Source organism: Roseicyclus mahoneyensis (genome assembly GCF_003148775.1).
Taxonomy (GTDB): domain Bacteria; phylum Pseudomonadota; class Alphaproteobacteria; order Rhodobacterales; family Rhodobacteraceae; genus Roseicyclus; species Roseicyclus mahoneyensis.
This window is the reverse complement of sequence record NZ_QGGW01000005.1, coordinates 187,156-203,846: the sequence shown is the minus strand read 5'-3', so window position 1 is coordinate 203,846 and position 16,691 is coordinate 187,156. Positions and strand designations below refer to the sequence as shown.

17 protein-coding genes are annotated in these 16,691 nt (G+C 65.4%); 5 read left to right on the top strand and 12 right to left on the bottom strand.

Annotated elements, in window-relative coordinates; all coding sequences use genetic code 11:
* Positions 1 to 17: 17 nt before the first annotated feature.
* Complete coding sequence (locus C7455_RS12120) at positions 18 to 1,646, bottom strand: thiamine pyrophosphate-dependent enzyme (protein WP_109668546.1); 1,629 nt, start codon at positions 1,644 to 1,646, stop codon at positions 18 to 20.
* Positions 1,647 to 1,700: 54 nt separating this feature from the next.
* On the opposite strand from C7455_RS12120, the gene C7455_RS12115 reads away from it, so the two are divergent.
* Complete coding sequence (locus C7455_RS12115; RefSeq protein ID WP_109668545.1) at positions 1,701 to 2,237, top strand: NADPH-dependent FMN reductase; 537 nt, start codon at positions 1,701 to 1,703, stop codon at positions 2,235 to 2,237.
* Here the strand turns inward: C7455_RS12115 and C7455_RS12110 are convergent.
* On the bottom strand, positions 2,234 to 3,268 hold the full coding sequence (locus tag C7455_RS12110; RefSeq protein WP_109668543.1) for an NAD(P)/FAD-dependent oxidoreductase: 1,035 nt from the start codon (positions 3,266 to 3,268) through the stop codon (positions 2,234 to 2,236). The genes C7455_RS12115 and C7455_RS12110 overlap by 4 nt on opposite strands.
* Positions 3,269 to 3,361: 93 nt before the next feature.
* On the opposite strand from C7455_RS12110, the gene mnmC2 reads away from it, so the two are divergent.
* Together mnmC2 and C7455_RS12100 are read left to right on the top strand one after the other, a co-directional pair.
* A complete protein-coding gene (mnmC2, locus tag C7455_RS12105; RefSeq protein ID WP_109668541.1) occupies positions 3,362 to 4,042 on the top strand; it encodes a tRNA (5-methylaminomethyl-2-thiouridine)(34)-methyltransferase MnmC2 in 681 nt (226 codons plus the stop codon).
* Positions 4,039 to 4,917, top strand: coding sequence for a DMT family transporter (locus C7455_RS12100; RefSeq protein ID WP_109668540.1), 879 nt, complete (start codon positions 4,039 to 4,041; stop codon positions 4,915 to 4,917). The genes mnmC2 and C7455_RS12100 overlap by 4 nt, the downstream gene beginning before the upstream one ends.
* 54 nt (positions 4,918 to 4,971) lie before the next feature.
* On the opposite strand, the gene ccoS is transcribed toward C7455_RS12100, so the two are convergent.
* The 9 genes from ccoS to ccoN form a co-directional block, all read right to left on the bottom strand.
* Positions 4,972 to 5,130 carry a cbb3-type cytochrome oxidase assembly protein CcoS gene (gene ccoS / locus C7455_RS12095; protein WP_109668538.1) on the bottom strand — a complete coding sequence of 53 codons (159 nt, stop codon included), beginning with the start codon at positions 5,128 to 5,130 and terminating at the stop codon, positions 4,972 to 4,974.
* Positions 5,131 to 5,137: 7 nt separating this feature from the next.
* On the bottom strand, positions 5,138 to 7,321 hold the full coding sequence (locus C7455_RS12090; RefSeq protein WP_109668537.1) for a heavy metal translocating P-type ATPase: 2,184 nt from the start codon (positions 7,319 to 7,321) through the stop codon (positions 5,138 to 5,140).
* A gap of 9 nt (positions 7,322 to 7,330) precedes the next feature.
* A complete protein-coding gene (locus C7455_RS12085; RefSeq protein WP_109668535.1) occupies positions 7,331 to 7,816 on the bottom strand; it encodes a FixH family protein in 486 nt (161 codons plus the stop codon).
* Positions 7,813 to 9,234: a cytochrome c oxidase accessory protein CcoG gene (ccoG, locus tag C7455_RS12080; protein ID WP_109668534.1), complete on the bottom strand. Its 1,422-nt coding sequence runs from the start codon at positions 9,232 to 9,234 to the stop codon at positions 7,813 to 7,815. The genes C7455_RS12085 and ccoG overlap by 4 nt, the downstream gene beginning before the upstream one ends.
* 163 nt (positions 9,235 to 9,397) lie before the next feature.
* A complete protein-coding gene (locus tag C7455_RS12075) occupies positions 9,398 to 9,643 on the bottom strand; it encodes a hypothetical protein (protein WP_146199994.1) in 246 nt (81 codons plus the stop codon).
* A gap of 279 nt (positions 9,644 to 9,922) precedes the next feature.
* The gene (gene ccoP / locus C7455_RS12070) at positions 9,923 to 10,837 is read right to left on the bottom strand and encodes a cytochrome-c oxidase, cbb3-type subunit III (protein ID WP_109668531.1); all 915 of its coding nucleotides are present in this window, start codon (positions 10,835 to 10,837) and stop codon (positions 9,923 to 9,925) included.
* Positions 10,834 to 11,052, bottom strand: a complete 219-nt coding sequence (locus C7455_RS12065) for a cbb3-type cytochrome c oxidase subunit 3 (RefSeq protein WP_109668529.1) — start codon at positions 11,050 to 11,052, stop codon at positions 10,834 to 10,836. Before C7455_RS12065 ends, ccoP begins: the two co-directional genes overlap by 4 nt.
* Positions 11,053 to 11,067: 15 nt before the next feature.
* Complete coding sequence (gene ccoO / locus C7455_RS12060) at positions 11,068 to 11,787, bottom strand: cytochrome-c oxidase, cbb3-type subunit II (RefSeq protein WP_109668696.1); 720 nt, start codon at positions 11,785 to 11,787, stop codon at positions 11,068 to 11,070.
* Between the two features lie 13 nt (positions 11,788 to 11,800).
* The gene (gene ccoN / locus C7455_RS12055; RefSeq protein ID WP_109668527.1) at positions 11,801 to 13,402 is read right to left on the bottom strand and encodes a cytochrome-c oxidase, cbb3-type subunit I; all 1,602 of its coding nucleotides are present in this window, start codon (positions 13,400 to 13,402) and stop codon (positions 11,801 to 11,803) included.
* Between the two features lie 199 nt (positions 13,403 to 13,601).
* Here ccoN and C7455_RS12050 point away from each other — a divergent pair, with 199 nt between their 5' ends.
* Positions 13,602 to 14,441, top strand: coding sequence for a universal stress protein (locus tag C7455_RS12050; protein WP_109668526.1), 840 nt, complete (start codon positions 13,602 to 13,604; stop codon positions 14,439 to 14,441).
* Positions 14,442 to 14,500: 59 nt separating this feature from the next.
* Here C7455_RS12050 and fnrL read toward each other — a convergent pair whose 3' ends face one another.
* On the bottom strand, positions 14,501 to 15,244 hold the full coding sequence (gene fnrL / locus C7455_RS12045; protein ID WP_109668524.1) for a transcriptional regulator FnrL: 744 nt from the start codon (positions 15,242 to 15,244) through the stop codon (positions 14,501 to 14,503).
* An 87-nt stretch (positions 15,245 to 15,331) separates the two neighbouring features.
* On the opposite strand from fnrL, the gene hemN reads away from it, so the two are divergent.
* Positions 15,332 to 16,687 (top strand): oxygen-independent coproporphyrinogen III oxidase, encoded by a 1,356-nt coding sequence (hemN, locus tag C7455_RS12040; RefSeq protein ID WP_109668523.1) that lies wholly within the window; start codon positions 15,332 to 15,334, stop codon positions 16,685 to 16,687.
* The last annotated feature ends 4 nt before the right edge of the window (positions 16,688 to 16,691 follow it).

Genomic DNA, 16,691 nt, shown 5'->3' with positions numbered 1-16,691 from the left:
TTGGAAAACAGAGAAGATCAGGCCAGGAGGTTCCGGGTCGTACTCAGCATTGCCGGGTCGAGGCGCAACTCGATCAGATGCAACCCGCCCCGGTCGGCAACATCGAGCGCGGGGGCGAGATGGGCCATCTCGGTCACCAGATGGCCGGTGCCACCGTAAGACTGTGCAAGTCGGACATAATCGGGGTTGAACAGCTCCGTCCCCGAGACGCGGCCGGGGTAGTGGTTTTCCTGATGCATGCGGATCGTGCCGTAGCGGCCATTGTTGGCGATGATGACGATGATGTCGGCGCCGAACTGGCGGGCGGTCGAGAGTTCCTGCAGCGTCATCTGCAGGCAACCATCCCCCGCGAAACAGATCACCGGGCGGTCCGGGTGTTGGAGCTTGGCCGCGATGGCAGCGGGCAACCCGTAGCCCATGGAGCCCGAGGTGGGGGCGACTTGGGTCTTGTAGCCACGGTAGCGGGCGTAGCGGTGGACGAAGGCGGCGTAGTTGCCCGCGCCATTGGTATAAAGCGCGCGCCCGTCGTAGCGGTCTGAGATCAGACGCACGACCTGTTCCATCTTGACCGCGCCGGGGGTTTCTTGCGGCAGCTGCCAGGCCTCGTAGTCGGCGCGGGCCTGGCGTGTCCAGCCTGCGTCCTTGATCTTGCCATTGGCACCGCACAGCGCGGCCAGCACGGCAGGGGCGGGCGCAGCAAGGCTGGCGCTGGGCTGGTAGACGGTCCCGATCTCGTCGGGGTCGGGGTGAACGTGGAGGATCGTCTTGGCCGGGTTCGCCGGGTCCATCAGCGTATAGCCGTTCGTCGCCGTCTCCCCCATGCGCGCGCCCAGGATCAGCAGCGCGTCGGCGTCGCGCAGGCGCTGGCCGAGGCGCGGGTTCATTCCCACCCCCAGATCGCCGATGTAGTTGGGATGGCCGTTGTCGATGTAATCCTGCCGCCGGAACGTGACGGCGATGGGAAGACCGGTGGCCTCGGCCAACGCTTGCAGATCCAGTTGCGCCTGTTGGCTCCAGCCCGGTCCGCCCGCGACGATCATCGGGCGTTCATGGGCCAGCAGACGGTCGAGCAGGCTGCGCGCCGTGGCCGGGTCGACAGATTGCTGCGGGATCTGCGCGGGCCCCAGATCAGGCACATCGGCCTCGGCCGAGAGCACATCCTCGGGCAGCGCCAGCACAACCGGGCCAGGGCGGCCCGACTGCGCCACGTGAAAGGCGCGCGCGATGTATTCGGGCAGGCGCGCGGTGGTTTCCACCTCGGCCGCCCATTTGACGAGCGGGGAGAAAAAGCGGCGGTAATCCACCTCCTGAAAGGCCCCCCGGTCACGGTCGCGCAGCGCCACCTGGCCGACGAACACCACCATGGGCGTCTGGTCCTGCATCGCCACATGCAGGCCCGAGGCGGCATTGGTGGCCCCCGGCCCGCGCGTCACGAACAAGACGCCGGGCTTGCCGGTCAGCTTCGCCGTCGCCTCGGCCATCATCGCCGCCCCACCTTCCTGACGGCAGACGATGTTTTCGATGTCGTGGTCGTAAAGCCCGTCGAGCGCGGCCAGAAAGCTTTCCCCCGGCACCGAGAAGACGCGCCGCACCCCGTTGATCGCCAGCTGATCGGCGAGGATTTTTCCCCCGTGGCGCTTGGACATGTCGCTCTCCCGCTATAGGTCGCTCGGTCATGGTTTGATCGAAGGGAACAGGGAATGTCCAGCTTGAGACTGCTCGGGATCTGCGGATCTCTGCGCGCCGCGTCATGGAACCGCAAGCTGATGCTCGAGGCCGCACGCCTCTTTGATCCGGCGGAATTCGTCGAAGGCAACCTGCGCCTGCCGCTGTATGACGGCGATCTGGAGGCGCAGGGCATTCCGGCAGAGGTGCAGCTCTTGGCCGATCAGATCAAGGCAGCCGATGCCGTGGTGATCGCGGGACCCGAATACAACAAGGCGATGTCGGGCGTGCTGAAGAACGCGCTCGACTGGGTCAGCCGCGTGCCGGGGGGCGTCTGGCGCGACAAGCCGGTGGCGATCTTGTCGGCGGCGGCAGGGCGCGCGGGCGGTGAGCGGACGCAGATGACACTGCGCCATGCGATGATGGCTTTTCGCCCGCGCATCTTGCAGGGGCCCGAGGTATTCATCGCGGCCCCCGACCGCGAATTCGACGAACAGGGCCGTCTGGTGAACGAGATGCCGGTGAAGCTCTTGACGGAATTGATGGCGGAGTTGCGCAAGTCAGCCGTCTAAAGGCTGGCCTCGGGGCGGAACTCCCCGGGGATGGTGTCGCGCCCCTCAAGGATCAGGTCGGCCATCAGACGCGCCACCATGGGCGCCATGCCGAAACCGATCTTGAAGCCGCCATTGGCAATGAAGGCGCCGGGGCGCGCGGGATGCGCCCCGAGCATCGGCGCGCGGGATCGGGCGCGGGGGCGGATACCGGCCCATCGGTCGATGACAGGCGCATCGCGGAGCGCAGGACAGAGGCGGCGGGCGATGTCGATCAACGCATCAAGTTGCGCGTCGGTGCTGGCCGGATCGGTGTAGTCACGTTCCGATGTAGAACCGATGGCCACCGTGCCATCGGCATGGGGCACAATATGCAGCGCCTCGACGAAAAGCTGGGGGGCATCAGGTAGGTTGGCGTGGAACAGCGCGGCCTGTCCCTTGACGCCCGTCCCGACCGTCCGGCCCAACGCCTCCGAGACCTCGGACAGACCGGCGGCACCTGTTGCCCAGACTTCGATCATGGGCTTTGCCGTCGCCTCCACTCTGATCTGCCCACCCCGCGCCCCGATTGCAGCGGCCAGCGCGGCACAGGCCCGGCGCGGATGCAGCCGGGCGGTGAGAGTATCGCGGATCAGCCAGCCCGTGGGGCTGTCGAGCAAGCCAGGAAAATCCGCCGCCGCGACCACCTGCCAATCGTAACGGCCCTGCCACAGTGCGGCGGCGGTGACGGCGCGCGCGCGGGCCAGTTCCAGCGCGGCGTCATCGGCAACGGGTTGCAGACGCCCGGTGCGCCCATAGCCCGGATCGGTGCCTCCGACCTCTGCCACCTCGGCCCAGAAATTCGCCGCCAGATCGAGCGCGTCGAACTGCACCTGCTTCTTGGCATTCCAGTTTTCCGGCACATGCGGAGCCAGCGCGCCGACCAGACCGCCCGACGACCCGGCGCCGATCCCGAAGGGGTCCACCACCTCGACCAAGGCTCCGCGGCGGGCACATTCCCACGCGACCGAGAGGCCGAAAATCCCCGCCCCGAACACCCTGATCTCGGCCATTGCCATTCCCCCTGCCGTGCCGCAGTGTCCGCGCCGCACAGGCGCGCAGACCGTCGCGCCCGCGCCGAGCAGGATTTAGACGAGCCGCAGGGCATGGACCAGCCAAGACATGACATTGACTGGCGCGACATGGGCGCGGGGCTGCGCGTGCCCGTCTCGCGGCGCTTTGACGATCCGTTCTACTCGCTCGACAACGGGCTGGCCGAAACACGGCATGTGTTTTTGTCAGGCAACGACCTACCCGCGCGGTTCCGGCCCGGCTTTCACATCGCGGAACTTGGCTTCGGCACCGGGCTGAACCTTGTCGCGGCGGCGCTGGCCTGGGCGGCGGCGGGCACCCAAGGCCCGCTCACCTTCACCAGCTTCGAGGCTTTTCCCCTGTCGGGCCATGACGCGCGCGCGGCGCTGGCAGCCTTCCCCGAGGCGGCACCGCTGACCGACGCCATCGCGCGGGCGCTCGACAATGACGGGCGGATCGAGACGCCCACCTTGTCAGCCCGCATCGTGATGGGCGACGCGCGCCGGACCGTGCCCGCCTGGGACGGGATGGCGGACGCGTGGTTCCTTGACGGCTTCGCGCCCGCGCGCAACCCCGAGCTATGGGAACCGGCACTGCTTCAGGCGGTCGCCGCCCATACCGCGCCCGAGGGAACCTGCGCCACCTATTCGGCGGCGGGCCATGTGCGCGCGGCGCTGGCCGATGCGGGTTTTGCCGTCGCCCGTCTGCCGGGATACGGGCGCAAACGGCACATGACGATCGGGCGTATGGCGTGAGCGTTCAGAACACCAAGCTGGGCATCTGGCTGATGGTCGCCACGACCTTCGTCTTTGCCATGCAAGACGGGATCAGCCGCCATCTGGCGGGCGAATACAACGTGCTGATGGTGGTGATGATCCGCTACTGGTTCTTTGCCGCCTTCGTCATGGCCATCGCAGCACGCAAGACCGGCGGTCTGCGCGCCGCCGTCGCGACCAGCCAGCCGGGTGTGCAGATCTTTCGCGGCGTGCTTCTGGCGACCGAGATCTGCGTGATGGTGATGGCCTTCGTCCTTCTAGGGCTGGTCGAAAGCCATGCGGTCTTCACCTCCTACCCGCTGCTCATTGCCGCCCTCTCCGGCCCGATCCTGGGCGAAAAGGTCGGCTGGCGGCGCTGGACGGCCATTGCCGTGGGGTTTGTCGGCGTGCTGATCATCTTGCAACCGGGGTTCCGCGTCTTTCAGGTCGAGGCTTTGGTGCCCTTGGCCGCAGCCTTCATGTTCGCGCTCTACGGCCTGATGACGCGCTATGCCGCGCGCCGCGACAGCACGGCGACCAGCTTTTTCTACACCGGCACGGTGGGTTGCGTGGTGATGACGGCTGTAGGAATCTGGTTCTGGGAACCGATGACCGCACCCGACTGGGCATGGATGGCGCTGCTCTGCGTTACCGGCGCGCTGGGGCATTGGCTGCTGATCAAGGTCTATGACGTCGCCGAGGCGAGCGCGGTGCAGCCCTTCGCCTACCTGCAGCTGGTCTTTGCCGCGACCTTGGGCATCACGGTCTTCGGCGAACGGTTGGAATGGAACGTGGCCATCGGCGCCGCGCTGGTGGTGGCGGCAGGCATCTTCACGCTGCTGCGCACGCGGGCCAAGGAACAGGGCCGGGCCTGAGCGCTGTTCCGACTTGGGCCCCTCAGGACTTGGGCCCCTCAGGACTTGGGCCCCTCAGGACTTGGGCTTGTCGTCGTAATCGTCGCGCAAGATGCGGTGCGCGTCGCCATCGGGGTCTTCGAACTGGCCCTTGCGCAGCATCCACCAAAAGGCGACCAGCCCGACCGCGCCCAGAAACAGGCTGACGGGGATCAAAAGGCCAAGGATGTCCATCAGCGCCTCACTTCAGCCGAAGGGCGTTGAGGGACACCGTAATCGACGACAGCGACATCGCCAAGGCCGCGATCAGGGGCGAACACAGGCCCGCGACGGCCAGTGGCACGGCCAGCACGTTGTAGACGGTGGCGATGGTGAAATTCTCCCGGATGCGCTTGCGCGCCGAGACAGCAGTGCGGATGGCGTCGGCGATGGGCGCAAGGCTGCGCCCCATCAACACCATGTCCGAGGCCGCGCGCGCCGCATCCAGCGCCGAGGCGGGCGAGATCGAGACATGGGCGGCGGCCAGCGCGGCAGTGTCGTTCAGCCCGTCGCCGACCATCAGCACCTTGGCGCCCTGCGCGGTCAGATCAGCAACCAGTGCCGCCTTTTCGTGCGGCAGCGCCTCGGCGATGACCTCCTCGATGCCGATGTCGCGCGCAAAGCGCGTCACGGCGGCTGTCGTGTCGCCCGAGATCACGATCACCCGCTTGCCTTGTGCCATCAGCGCGGCAACGACATCCGCCGCACCCTCGCGCAGCGTATCGGCAAAGCGCAGCGTCAGCGGCGCGCTGTCACCGATCTTGAGGAATGTGGCGGTCTCGGCTGCGGCCTCGGCCCCGACCCATGCCGCACGGCCCAGCCGCACGACCTGCCCCTGCCATGTGCCCTCCACCCCGTGACCGGGCACCTCGCGCAGACTTTCGACATGGGCGGGCCGCAGCCCCTGCCCCGCCAGCGCCTTGGCAAGGCTGACCGCCAGCGGATGCGACGATCCTTGCGCCAGCGCCAGCGCAACGCGGCCCGCGTCCCCCGGCAGCCCGTCCAGATCCAGAGGGGTCGGCGCACCATTCGTCAGCGTTCCGGTCTTGTCGAAGACGACCGTATCGGCCTCGGCCAGCCGTTCCAGCGCGGTGGCGTCCTTGATCAAGAGACCCTTGCGAAACAACCGCCCGGAGGCGGCGGTCGTCACGGCAGGCACGGCAAGGCCCAGCGCACAGGGGCAGGTGATGATCAGGACAGCGGCCGCGATGTTGAGAGCGATGCGCAAGTCCTGCGTGTACAGCCACCAGCCAACGGCCGCGACAACCGACAGAATATGGACGAAGGGCGCATAAAGCTTGGCCGCCTGATCGGCGAGCGAGTGATAATTCGCGCGACCGGATTCCGCGACCGCAACCAGATCGGCGATCCGGTGCAGCGCGGTGTCGCGGCCCGCCGCCGTCACCTCGACCGTCAGGGGGCCGGTCAGATTGACCTCGCCCGCGCTGACCATGCTTCCCTCCCCGGCAAAAGCGGGCAGGCTTTCGCCTGTCATCAGGCTGCGGTCGATCTCCGACTGGCCCGACAGAACGACGCCATCGACCGGCACCCGCCCGCCCGGCTTCACCCGCACCACGTCGCCCACGACAAGCTCGGCCACCGACACCGTTTCCTCGCCCGCATCCCCCAGCCGGATGGCGCGCGGCACCTCCAGCGCGGCCAGCTCCTGCGCCGCCGACCGGGCCGAGGCGCGGGTGCGGTGATCCAGATAGCGCCCCGCGAGCAGAAAGAAGCACAGCATCACGGCGGCATCGAAATAGGCGTGATGCCCGGAATGGATCGTCTCGTAGGACGAGGTGACCATCGCCAGTGCGATGGCCAGCGTGATCGGCACATCCATGTTCAGCCGCCGCGCCCTGAGCGCCGACCACGCGGACACATAGAAAGGACGCCCGGAAAAGATCACGGCGGGAATGGCGATGGCCGCGCTGATCCAGTGCATCATGTCGCGGGTCACGCCATCAGCGCCAGACCAGACGGCGACCGACAAGAGCATGACGTTCATCATCGCGAAGAACGCCACCGCCAGCCGCATCAAGAGGTCGCGCCCCGCGCGGTCGGCAGCGGTGGTGGCCAGCACCCCAGGGTCCAGCTCATGCGCCTCGTAGCCCGCGCGTTCCAACACCTCCGCCAGCGCCTCGGCCGTTACCTCCGGCCCGGCCTGCACGGCGGCACGGCGCAGCGTCAGGTTCACCCGCGCCTCGCGCACGCCGGGCACCTTGAGCAGCGCCCGTTCCACCCCCGAGATACAGCCCGCGCAATGGATACCCGGCAAGGACAGCATCAGCGTCGCATCCAAGGGCAGGTCAGCCAGATGCTCGGCCGCAGGCGCGGCGTTGCAGGCCGGGCAGGCCGAGGGGCGGACATGCTCGAAGGTGGCGGTCATGTGCGGACCTTAGTTGAAGTGGCGAAAGGTGATGTTGTGGCGGTATTCGGTCCCGTCGCGCGCGCTGCCGGTCAGGCGCAGGCGCCACTGCCCGTCCCCCACCGAGGCGGGCGCGACAAAGGCGCCGTTGACGCGGGTCAGCGCAAGGGTCTGATCCTCCTGCCGATGCGTCGGGCGCGTCAGAAGCGCGGTCAGTTCGGCAGGCGCGACCGGTTGGCCCTCGGCATCGACCAGACGCAAGATCAGCGTGCCATCGCCGGGGATCTCGACACTGGCAGTCCAGCCAAGCGCCTCCTGCGCATGGCGGCGGTCGTCGAAGGTCTGGCTGTCGGCATAGCTGCTGTCCACCTCCATGCCGGAAAACGTGGTCACGGCGCTGTAAGCCATGAAGAGGTTGACCCCTATGATGATGCCGAAGCCGCCGACGAAGATCGCCAGCACATGCCTCCCGGTCAGCTTGCGGCCCGTGTCGACCGTGTCTGTGTCATGGCTCATTGCGGTTCCCTCCCGAAGAATGTGGTATCACGATAGGCGCGTGTGGTGGTGCTCAGATCCTCGACCCAAAGACGCAACTCGGTCCGTTCCGTGGTGGCGGCCTCGCTGCCCGCGGGCGCAATCACATAGACGCGTTGCAGATGCGTGCTGTTCAGCGGCACATCGACGGTATTGCCCGTCTGCCCCTCCAGCTCCACCTGCAGCTCCCGGTCCGAGACCAGCGTGATCGCAAAGGCGCTTTCGTCATGGGTCATGTTGCGGATGCGCACGTCATAGGTGTTGCGGATCGACCCGTCCGAAAGCACCACGAACTGCGGGTTGCGCACGGGCGCCACCGTCACGTCGATGTCGGTCCGCACGAACAACAGAACCGTCAGACCCACGCCGATGCCGGACCACAAGACGGTGTAGATGATCGTACGCAGGCGGAAGATGTGCTTCCAGACCGACTTCTTCGGGTTGCCCGACCGTTCGTTCGCCTCGTCGGTCAGGGCCATGTAGTCGATCAGCCCACGCGGCTTGCCGACCTTGGCCATGATGTCGTCGCAGGCATCGATGCACAGCGCACAGGTGATGCATTCCAACTGTTGCCCGTCGCGGATGTCGATGCCCACCGGGCAGACATTGACGCAGGCGTAGCAGTCGATGCAGTCGCCAAGGGTCTCACGATCCTTGCCTTTGCCGCGCGGCTCCCCGCGCCAGTCGCGGTAGGCGACCGTGATCGTGTCCTCGTCCATCATCGCAGCCTGGATGCGTGGCCAGGGACAGGCGTAGATGCAGATCTGTTCGCGCATGAAGCCGCCGAAGACGAATGTCGTGGCGGTCAGGATGGCGATGGTGACATAGGCGACCATCGCCGCCTGCCCGGTGGCAAGCTGCATCAGCAAGGTCGGCGCATCAGCGAAATAGAACACCCACGCCCCGCCCGTCGCCACCGCGATCAGCAACCAGACGATCCACTTGGTGACCCTCAGCCGCCACTTGGTGACATCCCACTTGGCGTTCCACAGCCGCAGGCGCGCGTTGCGGTCGCCCTCGATCCAGCGCTCGACCGTAAAGAACAGGTCGGTCCAGACCGTCTGAGGGCAGGAATAGCCGCACCAGACCCGCCCCAAGGCCGAGGTGAACAGAAACAAGCCCAGCCCAGCCATGATCAAAAGGCCCGCCACGAAATAGAATTCATGCGGCCAGATCTCGATCCAGAAGAAAAAGAACCGCCGGTTGGCCAGATCCAGCAAAACCGCCTGATCGGGCAATTCCGGACCACGGTCCCACCGGATCCACGGCGTGACATAGTAGATGCCCAGCGTGACCAGCATGATCAGCCACTTGAGGTCGCGAAACCGCCCCGAGACGCGCTTGGGAAACACGGGTTCACGCGCAGCATAGAGCTTTTGCGGCTCTGGGGTGGCACTCATGACGGTATGGCTCCCGGGAAAGACGTGGTCCTGCGCCCCCTCCTTCTAGGCGGACGGGCCGGGCGGAACCTTGACGTGGATCAAACCCTACCGCGACAGGGCAATTGACCGCGCCAATCTTTTCGGGGTGGCCGCCAGCCCTGGCCGGGCCCGAGCCGGAGCCTCAATCAGCCGTTATGTCGGTCGAGGCGGTGATGGGAACCGGCGTGATGAACCCATTGGCCACATCCATGTTGGCCGTCAGTTGCGCGGTATCCGTGGCAAGGTTTTCGGTTCCGCCCGACACAATGGCGAAGGTGCCCAGCAACAAGGCCATGCAGGCTGCGGCGATGGTGACCCATTCCACGCTCATCCCGCCATCCTCTGCGGTCAGGAAGCGCGCGAAATCGCGCATCGTCGGCTTACTCATGGCGGGTACTCCTGCACAGCCCGGCCCCCGTTGTCGGCGCCGTCTGGGGTCAGACCCTGCCGCCGGATCGCGGCTTTGCATGGGCAGGTTTCCGGCTATTCCGTGGCGGATCCTGTTTTTCGCCCCGTGTGACCGAAGTCCGCCCCGCGCGCCCCTTTTTCGGGCGGCGGGGCGGCTGATGGTGTGGCACCGGTCCCGTAGGAAACGCGCGAACAGGACCGGGACCGGTGCCGTTCCGCCAACCGGGAGGGGTTGACGGAACCCTTTGTCTGGGCTGACTTATTCGCCGCCGCCCAGAGAGTGAACGTAGACCGCAACGGCGCGGATCTGATCTTCCGACAGACGTCCGGCGCTCGAAGCATCCGCCGACCACGGCGGCATGACGCCAAAGCGCGAATACCGGACCGTGTGTTCGATCGCCGCTTCCGACCCGCCATAAAGCCAGATCGCATCGGTCAGGTTGGGCGCGCCAAGAAACCGGTCGCCGGTGCCGTCATCCATGTGGCAGGCCGCACAATTGTCGAGGTAGACGCTCTCGCCCGCCGCGGCGAGACTGACATCAGCCTCCTGCCCGGACATGTTGCGGACATATTGCACCACCGCGGCGATCTCCTCGTCCGACAAGATGTCGTCGAAGGCGGTCATCTCGGAATAGCGGGCGTCGGGATCATCCTCGTTGCGGATGCCGTGGCTGATCGTCAGGTGGATGTCGTCGATCGTGCCACCCCAGAGCCAGTCATCGTCCAGCAGGTTCGGATACCCTGCCGCCTGCACGCCCGCGGCCCCGGAACCGTGGCATTGCGAACACCAGGTGGCATAGATCGCGGCCCCGCCCTGGATCGCGTAATTGTAGAGATCGGGGTTGTCGACAGGGGTGATGGCCGCCAGTTCCACCTCGGTGAGCCGGGTGCGGATGTCGGCATTCATCGCGTCGAACCGCTCGATGTCCTCGGCCACATTCGCGCGGGTCGAGTACCCCAAAATGCCGGGTGTAGCGCCATTGATCAGCGGCCAGGCCGGGTACATCACCGTATAGGCGATTCCCCAGACGATGGTCGCGTAGAAGGTCCAGAGCCACCAGCGCGGGAGCGGGTTGTTGAACTCCTTGATCCCGTCCCAGACATGGCCTGTGGTGTCGGGATCGCCCGGCTGCAGCTTCTGCTCCTCGGGATGGGGCGTGTTGTGGTCGCTCATTGCCGCGCCTCCTTGAAGGGCTGGGTCTGGGCCTGCGCGTCGTCGTCGCTGGCCGGACGATCATCATGGCGGAAGGGGATGTTGGCGATGTCGCGGTGAACCGAACGGCTGCCAGGACGCAAGGTGAACAAGATCACCCCCAGAAACACGAGGAGCATGAACATCGCCCCCCAACTGCGCGCGATGACCTGCAAGATGGTGTAGGTGTCTTCCATGTGCCTGTCCCTCCCTCAGCGGCTTTCGTCGGGCGTGAAAGTCGAGAAATCGACCAGCGTGCCCAGCATCTGCATGTAGGCGATCAGCGCATCCATCTCGGTCACCTCGGGCTGCCCGTCGAAATCGCGCTGCTGCGCGCCGGGGTAGCGTTCCACGACGCCGGGATCGCCGAAATCGGTCGCCTGCTGGATGAAATCCAGCTGCGCCATCTCGATCATCTCGTCGGTATAGGGCACCCCCACCATGCGGTGCGTGCGCATCAGGTCGCCGATGTAGGTGGGTTGCAGCACGTTATCGGCCAGGAAGGCATAAGCCGGCATCACCGATTCCGGGACCACAGACTGGGGGTCCGTGAAATGGTCGACATGCCATTCGTCGGAATACCGCCCGCCCACGCGGGCCAGATCGGGCCCGGTGCGCTTGGACCCCCACTGGAACGGGTGATCATACTGGCTTTCGGCCGCAAGGCTGTAGTGGCCGTAGCGTTCCACCTCGTCGCGCATCGGGCGGATCATCTGGCTGTGACAGACGTAGCAGCCCTCGCGGATGTAGATTTCACGTCCCGCCAGTTCCAGCGGCGAATAGGGGCGCATCCCGTCGACGTCCTCGATCGTGTTCTCGAGGTAGAAAAGCGGCGCGATCTCCACGATCCCCCCTACCGCGACGACCAGAAAACTGAGCGTCAGCAGAAGGGTTGCGTTCTTCTCGATCTTTGCGTGGCCTTCAAGTGCCATGGTCAGGCCCTCCTTATTCTGCAGGGGCTGCGGCAGGGGCGTCGCGACGGACGACACCCTTGCGGACAGTCATGTAGAGGTTCCACGCCATGATCAGACCACCGGCCAGGTAAAGCACCCCACCCAGACCCCGGACCACATACATCGGGAACTTGGCGGCGACGGTGTCGGCGAAGGAGTTCACGAGGAAACCCTGATCGTCGACCTCACGCCACATCAGGCCTTCCATGATCCCGGTCACCCACATCGACGAGGCGTAAAGAACGATGCCGATCGTGGCCAACCAGTAGTGCCAGCTGACGGCGCGCAAGGAATAGAGGCGCTGCTTGTTCCACAATTTCGGAAACAGGTAGTAGAGCATCCCGAAGGTGATCATCCCGTTCCAGCCCAAGGCGCCGGAATGGACGTGCCCGATGGTCCAGTCAGTGTAATGCGACAGGCTGTTGACCGCGCGGATCGACATCATCGGCCCCTCGAAGGTCGACATGCCGTAGAAGGCGACCGAGGTGACCATCATCCGCAAGACCGGATCGGTCCGCAGCTTGTCCCATGCCCCCGACAGCGTCATCAGGCCGTTGATCATGCCGCCCCACGAGGGCATCCACAGCACGATCGAGAACACCATGCCGAGCGTCGAGGCCCAGTCGGGTAGTGCCGTGTAGTGCAGATGGTGCGGACCTGCCCAGATATAGAGGAAGATCAGCGCCCAGAAGTGGATGATCGACAGCTTGTAGCTGTAGACCGGGCGTTCGGCCTGCTTGGGAATGAAGTAATACATCATGCCCAGGAAACCGGCGGTCAGGAAGAAGCCCACCGCGTTGTGGCCATACCACCACTGCGTCATGGCGTTCTGCACGCCCGACATGACCGTGACCGACCGCGAGCCAAAGAACGACACCGGGATCTGCAGGTTGTTGACCACATGCAGCATCGCCACGGTGACGATGAAGGACAGCAAGAACCAGTTGGCGACGTAGATGTGCGGCTCTTTCCGCTTCATCAACGTGCCCATGTAGAGCGCAAGGAACCCAACCCAGACGATGGTCAGCCACAGATCGGTCAGCCACTCGGGTTCGGCATATTCCTGCCCTTGCGTCGATCCCAGCAGATAGCCGGTCGCGGCCATGAGGATGAACAGCTGGTAGCCCCAGAACACGAACCATGCGAGGCCCCCGCCCCATAGCCGTGCTGCCGAGGTGCGTTGCACGATATAGAAGCTGGCCGCCAACAGCGCGTTGCCGCCAAAGGCGAAGATCACCGCCGATGTGTGAAGCGGGCGCAACCGGCCGAAGTTGAGATATCCGTCCGCCCATTGGAAATTGAGCACAGGATAGGCCAGCTGAAAGGCGATGAATGTGCCGGCCAGAAAGCCCACGATGCCCCAGAAGACCGTGGCGATGGCGGCCGCGCGCACCGGGCCGTCCATGTATTCGTTCTGGGGCGTGGCCAGCTTCGGCTCCCCGGTGCGGCGCAGCACGTAGACAAACGTGATGGCCGCAGCGCTCATGATCAGCAGCGCATGGACCAGATAGGCCGCGTCCCGCGCGTAATTGGCCGCGATCGCGGCACAGACCGCGACCAGCCCGAGGATCAGGAGCTTCACATAATCAAGCATTGATCGTCCCTTCGTCCTGCCCCGGTTCCGACTCGAAAGCCGTCCGGAGCTGTTCCATCTGTCCCCACATCGTCGAAGGGAGGCGACGGGGCCTTGATCCATGTCAAATGCAACGCTTGGCGATGGTTGATGCAGGTCAAGGTGCGGCGTCCTGTCCAAGCGTAGGTATCGGCGACACCCCAAACCGAGGGAGGATGCCATGTCCTACAAATCCATGCTCACGATCCTGACCGACCCCGCCGAGGTTGCCGAGGTGCTGGGTGCCGCGATCCCGCTGGCCGCCGAGGCGGGGGCCCATCTCGATGTGTTGTGTCTTGGCATAGACCGCACCCAGACCGGCTATTACTTCGCGGGTGCTACCGCGCTCATGCATGACGAGACCATCGCCCAAGCCCAGGCCGAGGCCGCCGCAATCGAGGCCGCCGCCCGCAGCGAACTGGGGCGGCACGACCTGACTTGGGGCGTTGACGCTTTGGTGGCGCAATCGGCCTCGGTCACCGGGCTGGTCGCGCGCCGGGCGCGCTTTGCCGATCTGGTGATCTTGCCCAAACCCTATGGCCCGGGCCGCTATTCCGATGCGCCCGTCGTCGTCGAGTCTGCGATGTTTCAGGGACAGGCCCCCGTGCTTGTTCTGGCCGATGGCGTGCCCCTGACCGCCACCCCGCAAAAGGTGGTCGTCGCGTGGAACGAGTCCGCCGAGGCCATGACGGCGGTCCGCCGGGCCCTGCCCCTGCTCAAATCCGCCGACATGGTCAGCATCTGCATCGTCGCCCCCGAACGGCACGCGTCCGATGCGTCGGACCCAGGCGCGGAACTGTCACGGATGCTCAGCCGCCATGGCGTGAAGGTCGAGGTGACGATCCTTGCCCAGACGCTTTCGCGGGTGTCCGAGGTCATCGCCCGCCATGTCGACGACATCGCCGCCGACATGCTTGTGATGGGCGCCTACGGCCATTCGCGCTTCCGCGAGGCGATATTGGGCGGGGCCACGCGCAACATGTTGGAGCATGCAACGGTGCCGGTCTTCATGGCGCATTGAGCGCGGCGCTTATCCAGCTTTGGTGCGGTGCGCCGTCAGGCGCACCCGACAGTCTCGGCTCAATACACGCCGCCGTCCGAATCGTCGCCCGTCTCGCTCAGCAGCGCGTCAAAATCGGGGATCACGATGTGGCGCTTGCCCTCCAGCACGATCACCCCGTCCTTCTTCAGGCTCGACATCTGGCGGCTTACGGTCTCCAGCGTCAGGCCAAGGTAATCGGCCATCGCCTCGCGCGTCAGCGGCAGGTCAAAGGCCAGCTCGCCCGAGCGAGTCTTCGGATTTATCGTCGCATCGCGCCGCGCGATGATCGACAGGAAGCTCGCGATCTTCTCGCGCGCGGTCTTGCGACCCAGAAGCAGCATCCATTCCCGCGCCGCATCCAGTTCGTCCAGCGTCATCTCCAAGAGCCGCTGCGCGACATGAGGTGTGTTCGACAACAGCTCCTGAAACGGCGCCCGGCGGAAACAGCACAGTTGCAGATCGGTGGTCGCCGTCACGTCATAGGACGCCCGATCCCGATTCGGGCGTCCGAGGAAATCGGACGGCAACAACAGGCCCACCATCTGACGGCGGCCATCCTCCATCGTCTGGGTCAGCGCCGCCACCCCATGCACGACCGAGGCCACGAAATCCATCTTGTCGCCCGCCCAGACGATCGTCTGCCCGGCCTCGTAGTTGCGATAATACTTGATCGCCTCCAGATGCTCCAACTCGTCACTCTCGCAGCGCGCACAAACGGCGCGGTGACGGATCGGGCATTCAGCGCAGTCGACCTGCGGAAATGCAACCTGACGTTGTGCCATGGATGTGTCCCTTCTGCCTGTCGGCAACGGGGCTCGCTTGATCCAGATCAAGGACAAACGGCGCGTTTCGATTTGAACGTTACAACAATGGAACACGTCAATCAACTTCGCCGGCTCGGCCTTTTCGACGCGAAAGTCCCGCGCTACACCAGCTATCCGCCCGCCACGAAATTCTCCAATGACGTGGACGGCCCCGTTTTTCTGGACTGGCTGCGCGACATCCCGCCCGGCGCGCGAATATCGCTCTACCTGCATGTGCCGTTCTGCCGCAGGTTGTGCTGGTTCTGCGCCTGCCGCACGCAGGGCGTCCAGTCCGACACGCCGGTTCAGGCCTATGTCGACACGCTGAAACAAGAGATTGCCACGATGGGCCGCCTTCTGCCCGAAGGGGTCGAGGTCGCCCGCCTGCACTGGGGCGGCGGAACGCCCACGCTTCTGTCGGCTGCGATGATGACGGACCTGTCGGCGCATCTGCGCGCGGCTTTCACCTTCACCCAAGATGTCGAGTTTTCGGTCGAGGTTGACCCCAACGAGATCGACTCCGCCCGCATCGACGCGCTGGCCGCCGCCGGCATGAACCGCGCCTCGATCGGGGTGCAGGATTTCGACCCAGACATCCAGCAGATCATCGGCCGCCTGCAAAGCTATGAGGTCACGCGCGACGCGGTCGAGGCGTTGCGCCGCGCAGGCATCCATTCGCTGAATGCCGACATCTTGTTCGGCCTTCCCAATCAGAGCCAGGAAAAGATCACCGATTCGGTGCAGATGCTGCTGTCACTCGTGCCCGACCGGGTCGCGCTCTACGGCTATGCCCATGTGCCCTGGATGGCCAAGCGTCAGGCGATGATCCCGACCGAGGCGCTGCCCACGCCCGAGGCGCGCCTCCACCTGTTCGAGACCGCGCGCCGCCTGTTCTTGTGGGACCAGTATCAGGAAATCGGCATCGACCATTTCGCCAGACCCGAGGACAGCATGGCGGTTGCCGCCCGCACCGGGCACCTGCGGCGCAATTTCCAGGGCTATACCGATGACACCTGCGAGGTGCTGATCGGCCTTGGCGCATCCGCCATCTCGCGCTTTCCGCAAGGCTATGCGCAGAATGCCAGCTCCACCGCCACCTACCAGAAATCGGTGCGCGCGGGCGAACTGGCCACCGGGCGCGGCCACGCCTTCAAGGGGCAGGACCGCCTGCGTTCCCGTCTGATCGAGATGTTGATGTGCGAGTTCCGCATCGACAACGCCGAGATCCGGCGTGACTTCGACATCTCCGAGATCGAGCTGGCCGCGCTGGAACGCAAGGTCGCAGACCAGTTTCCCGGCGTGACCCGCACCGGCACGGACAGTTTCGAGATCCTGACCGAAGGTCGGCCATTGGCCCGCATGATCGCGCGCGGCTTCGACGAATACGAGATGCGCGCCGAGGGCCATTCCTCGGCGATCTGACGAC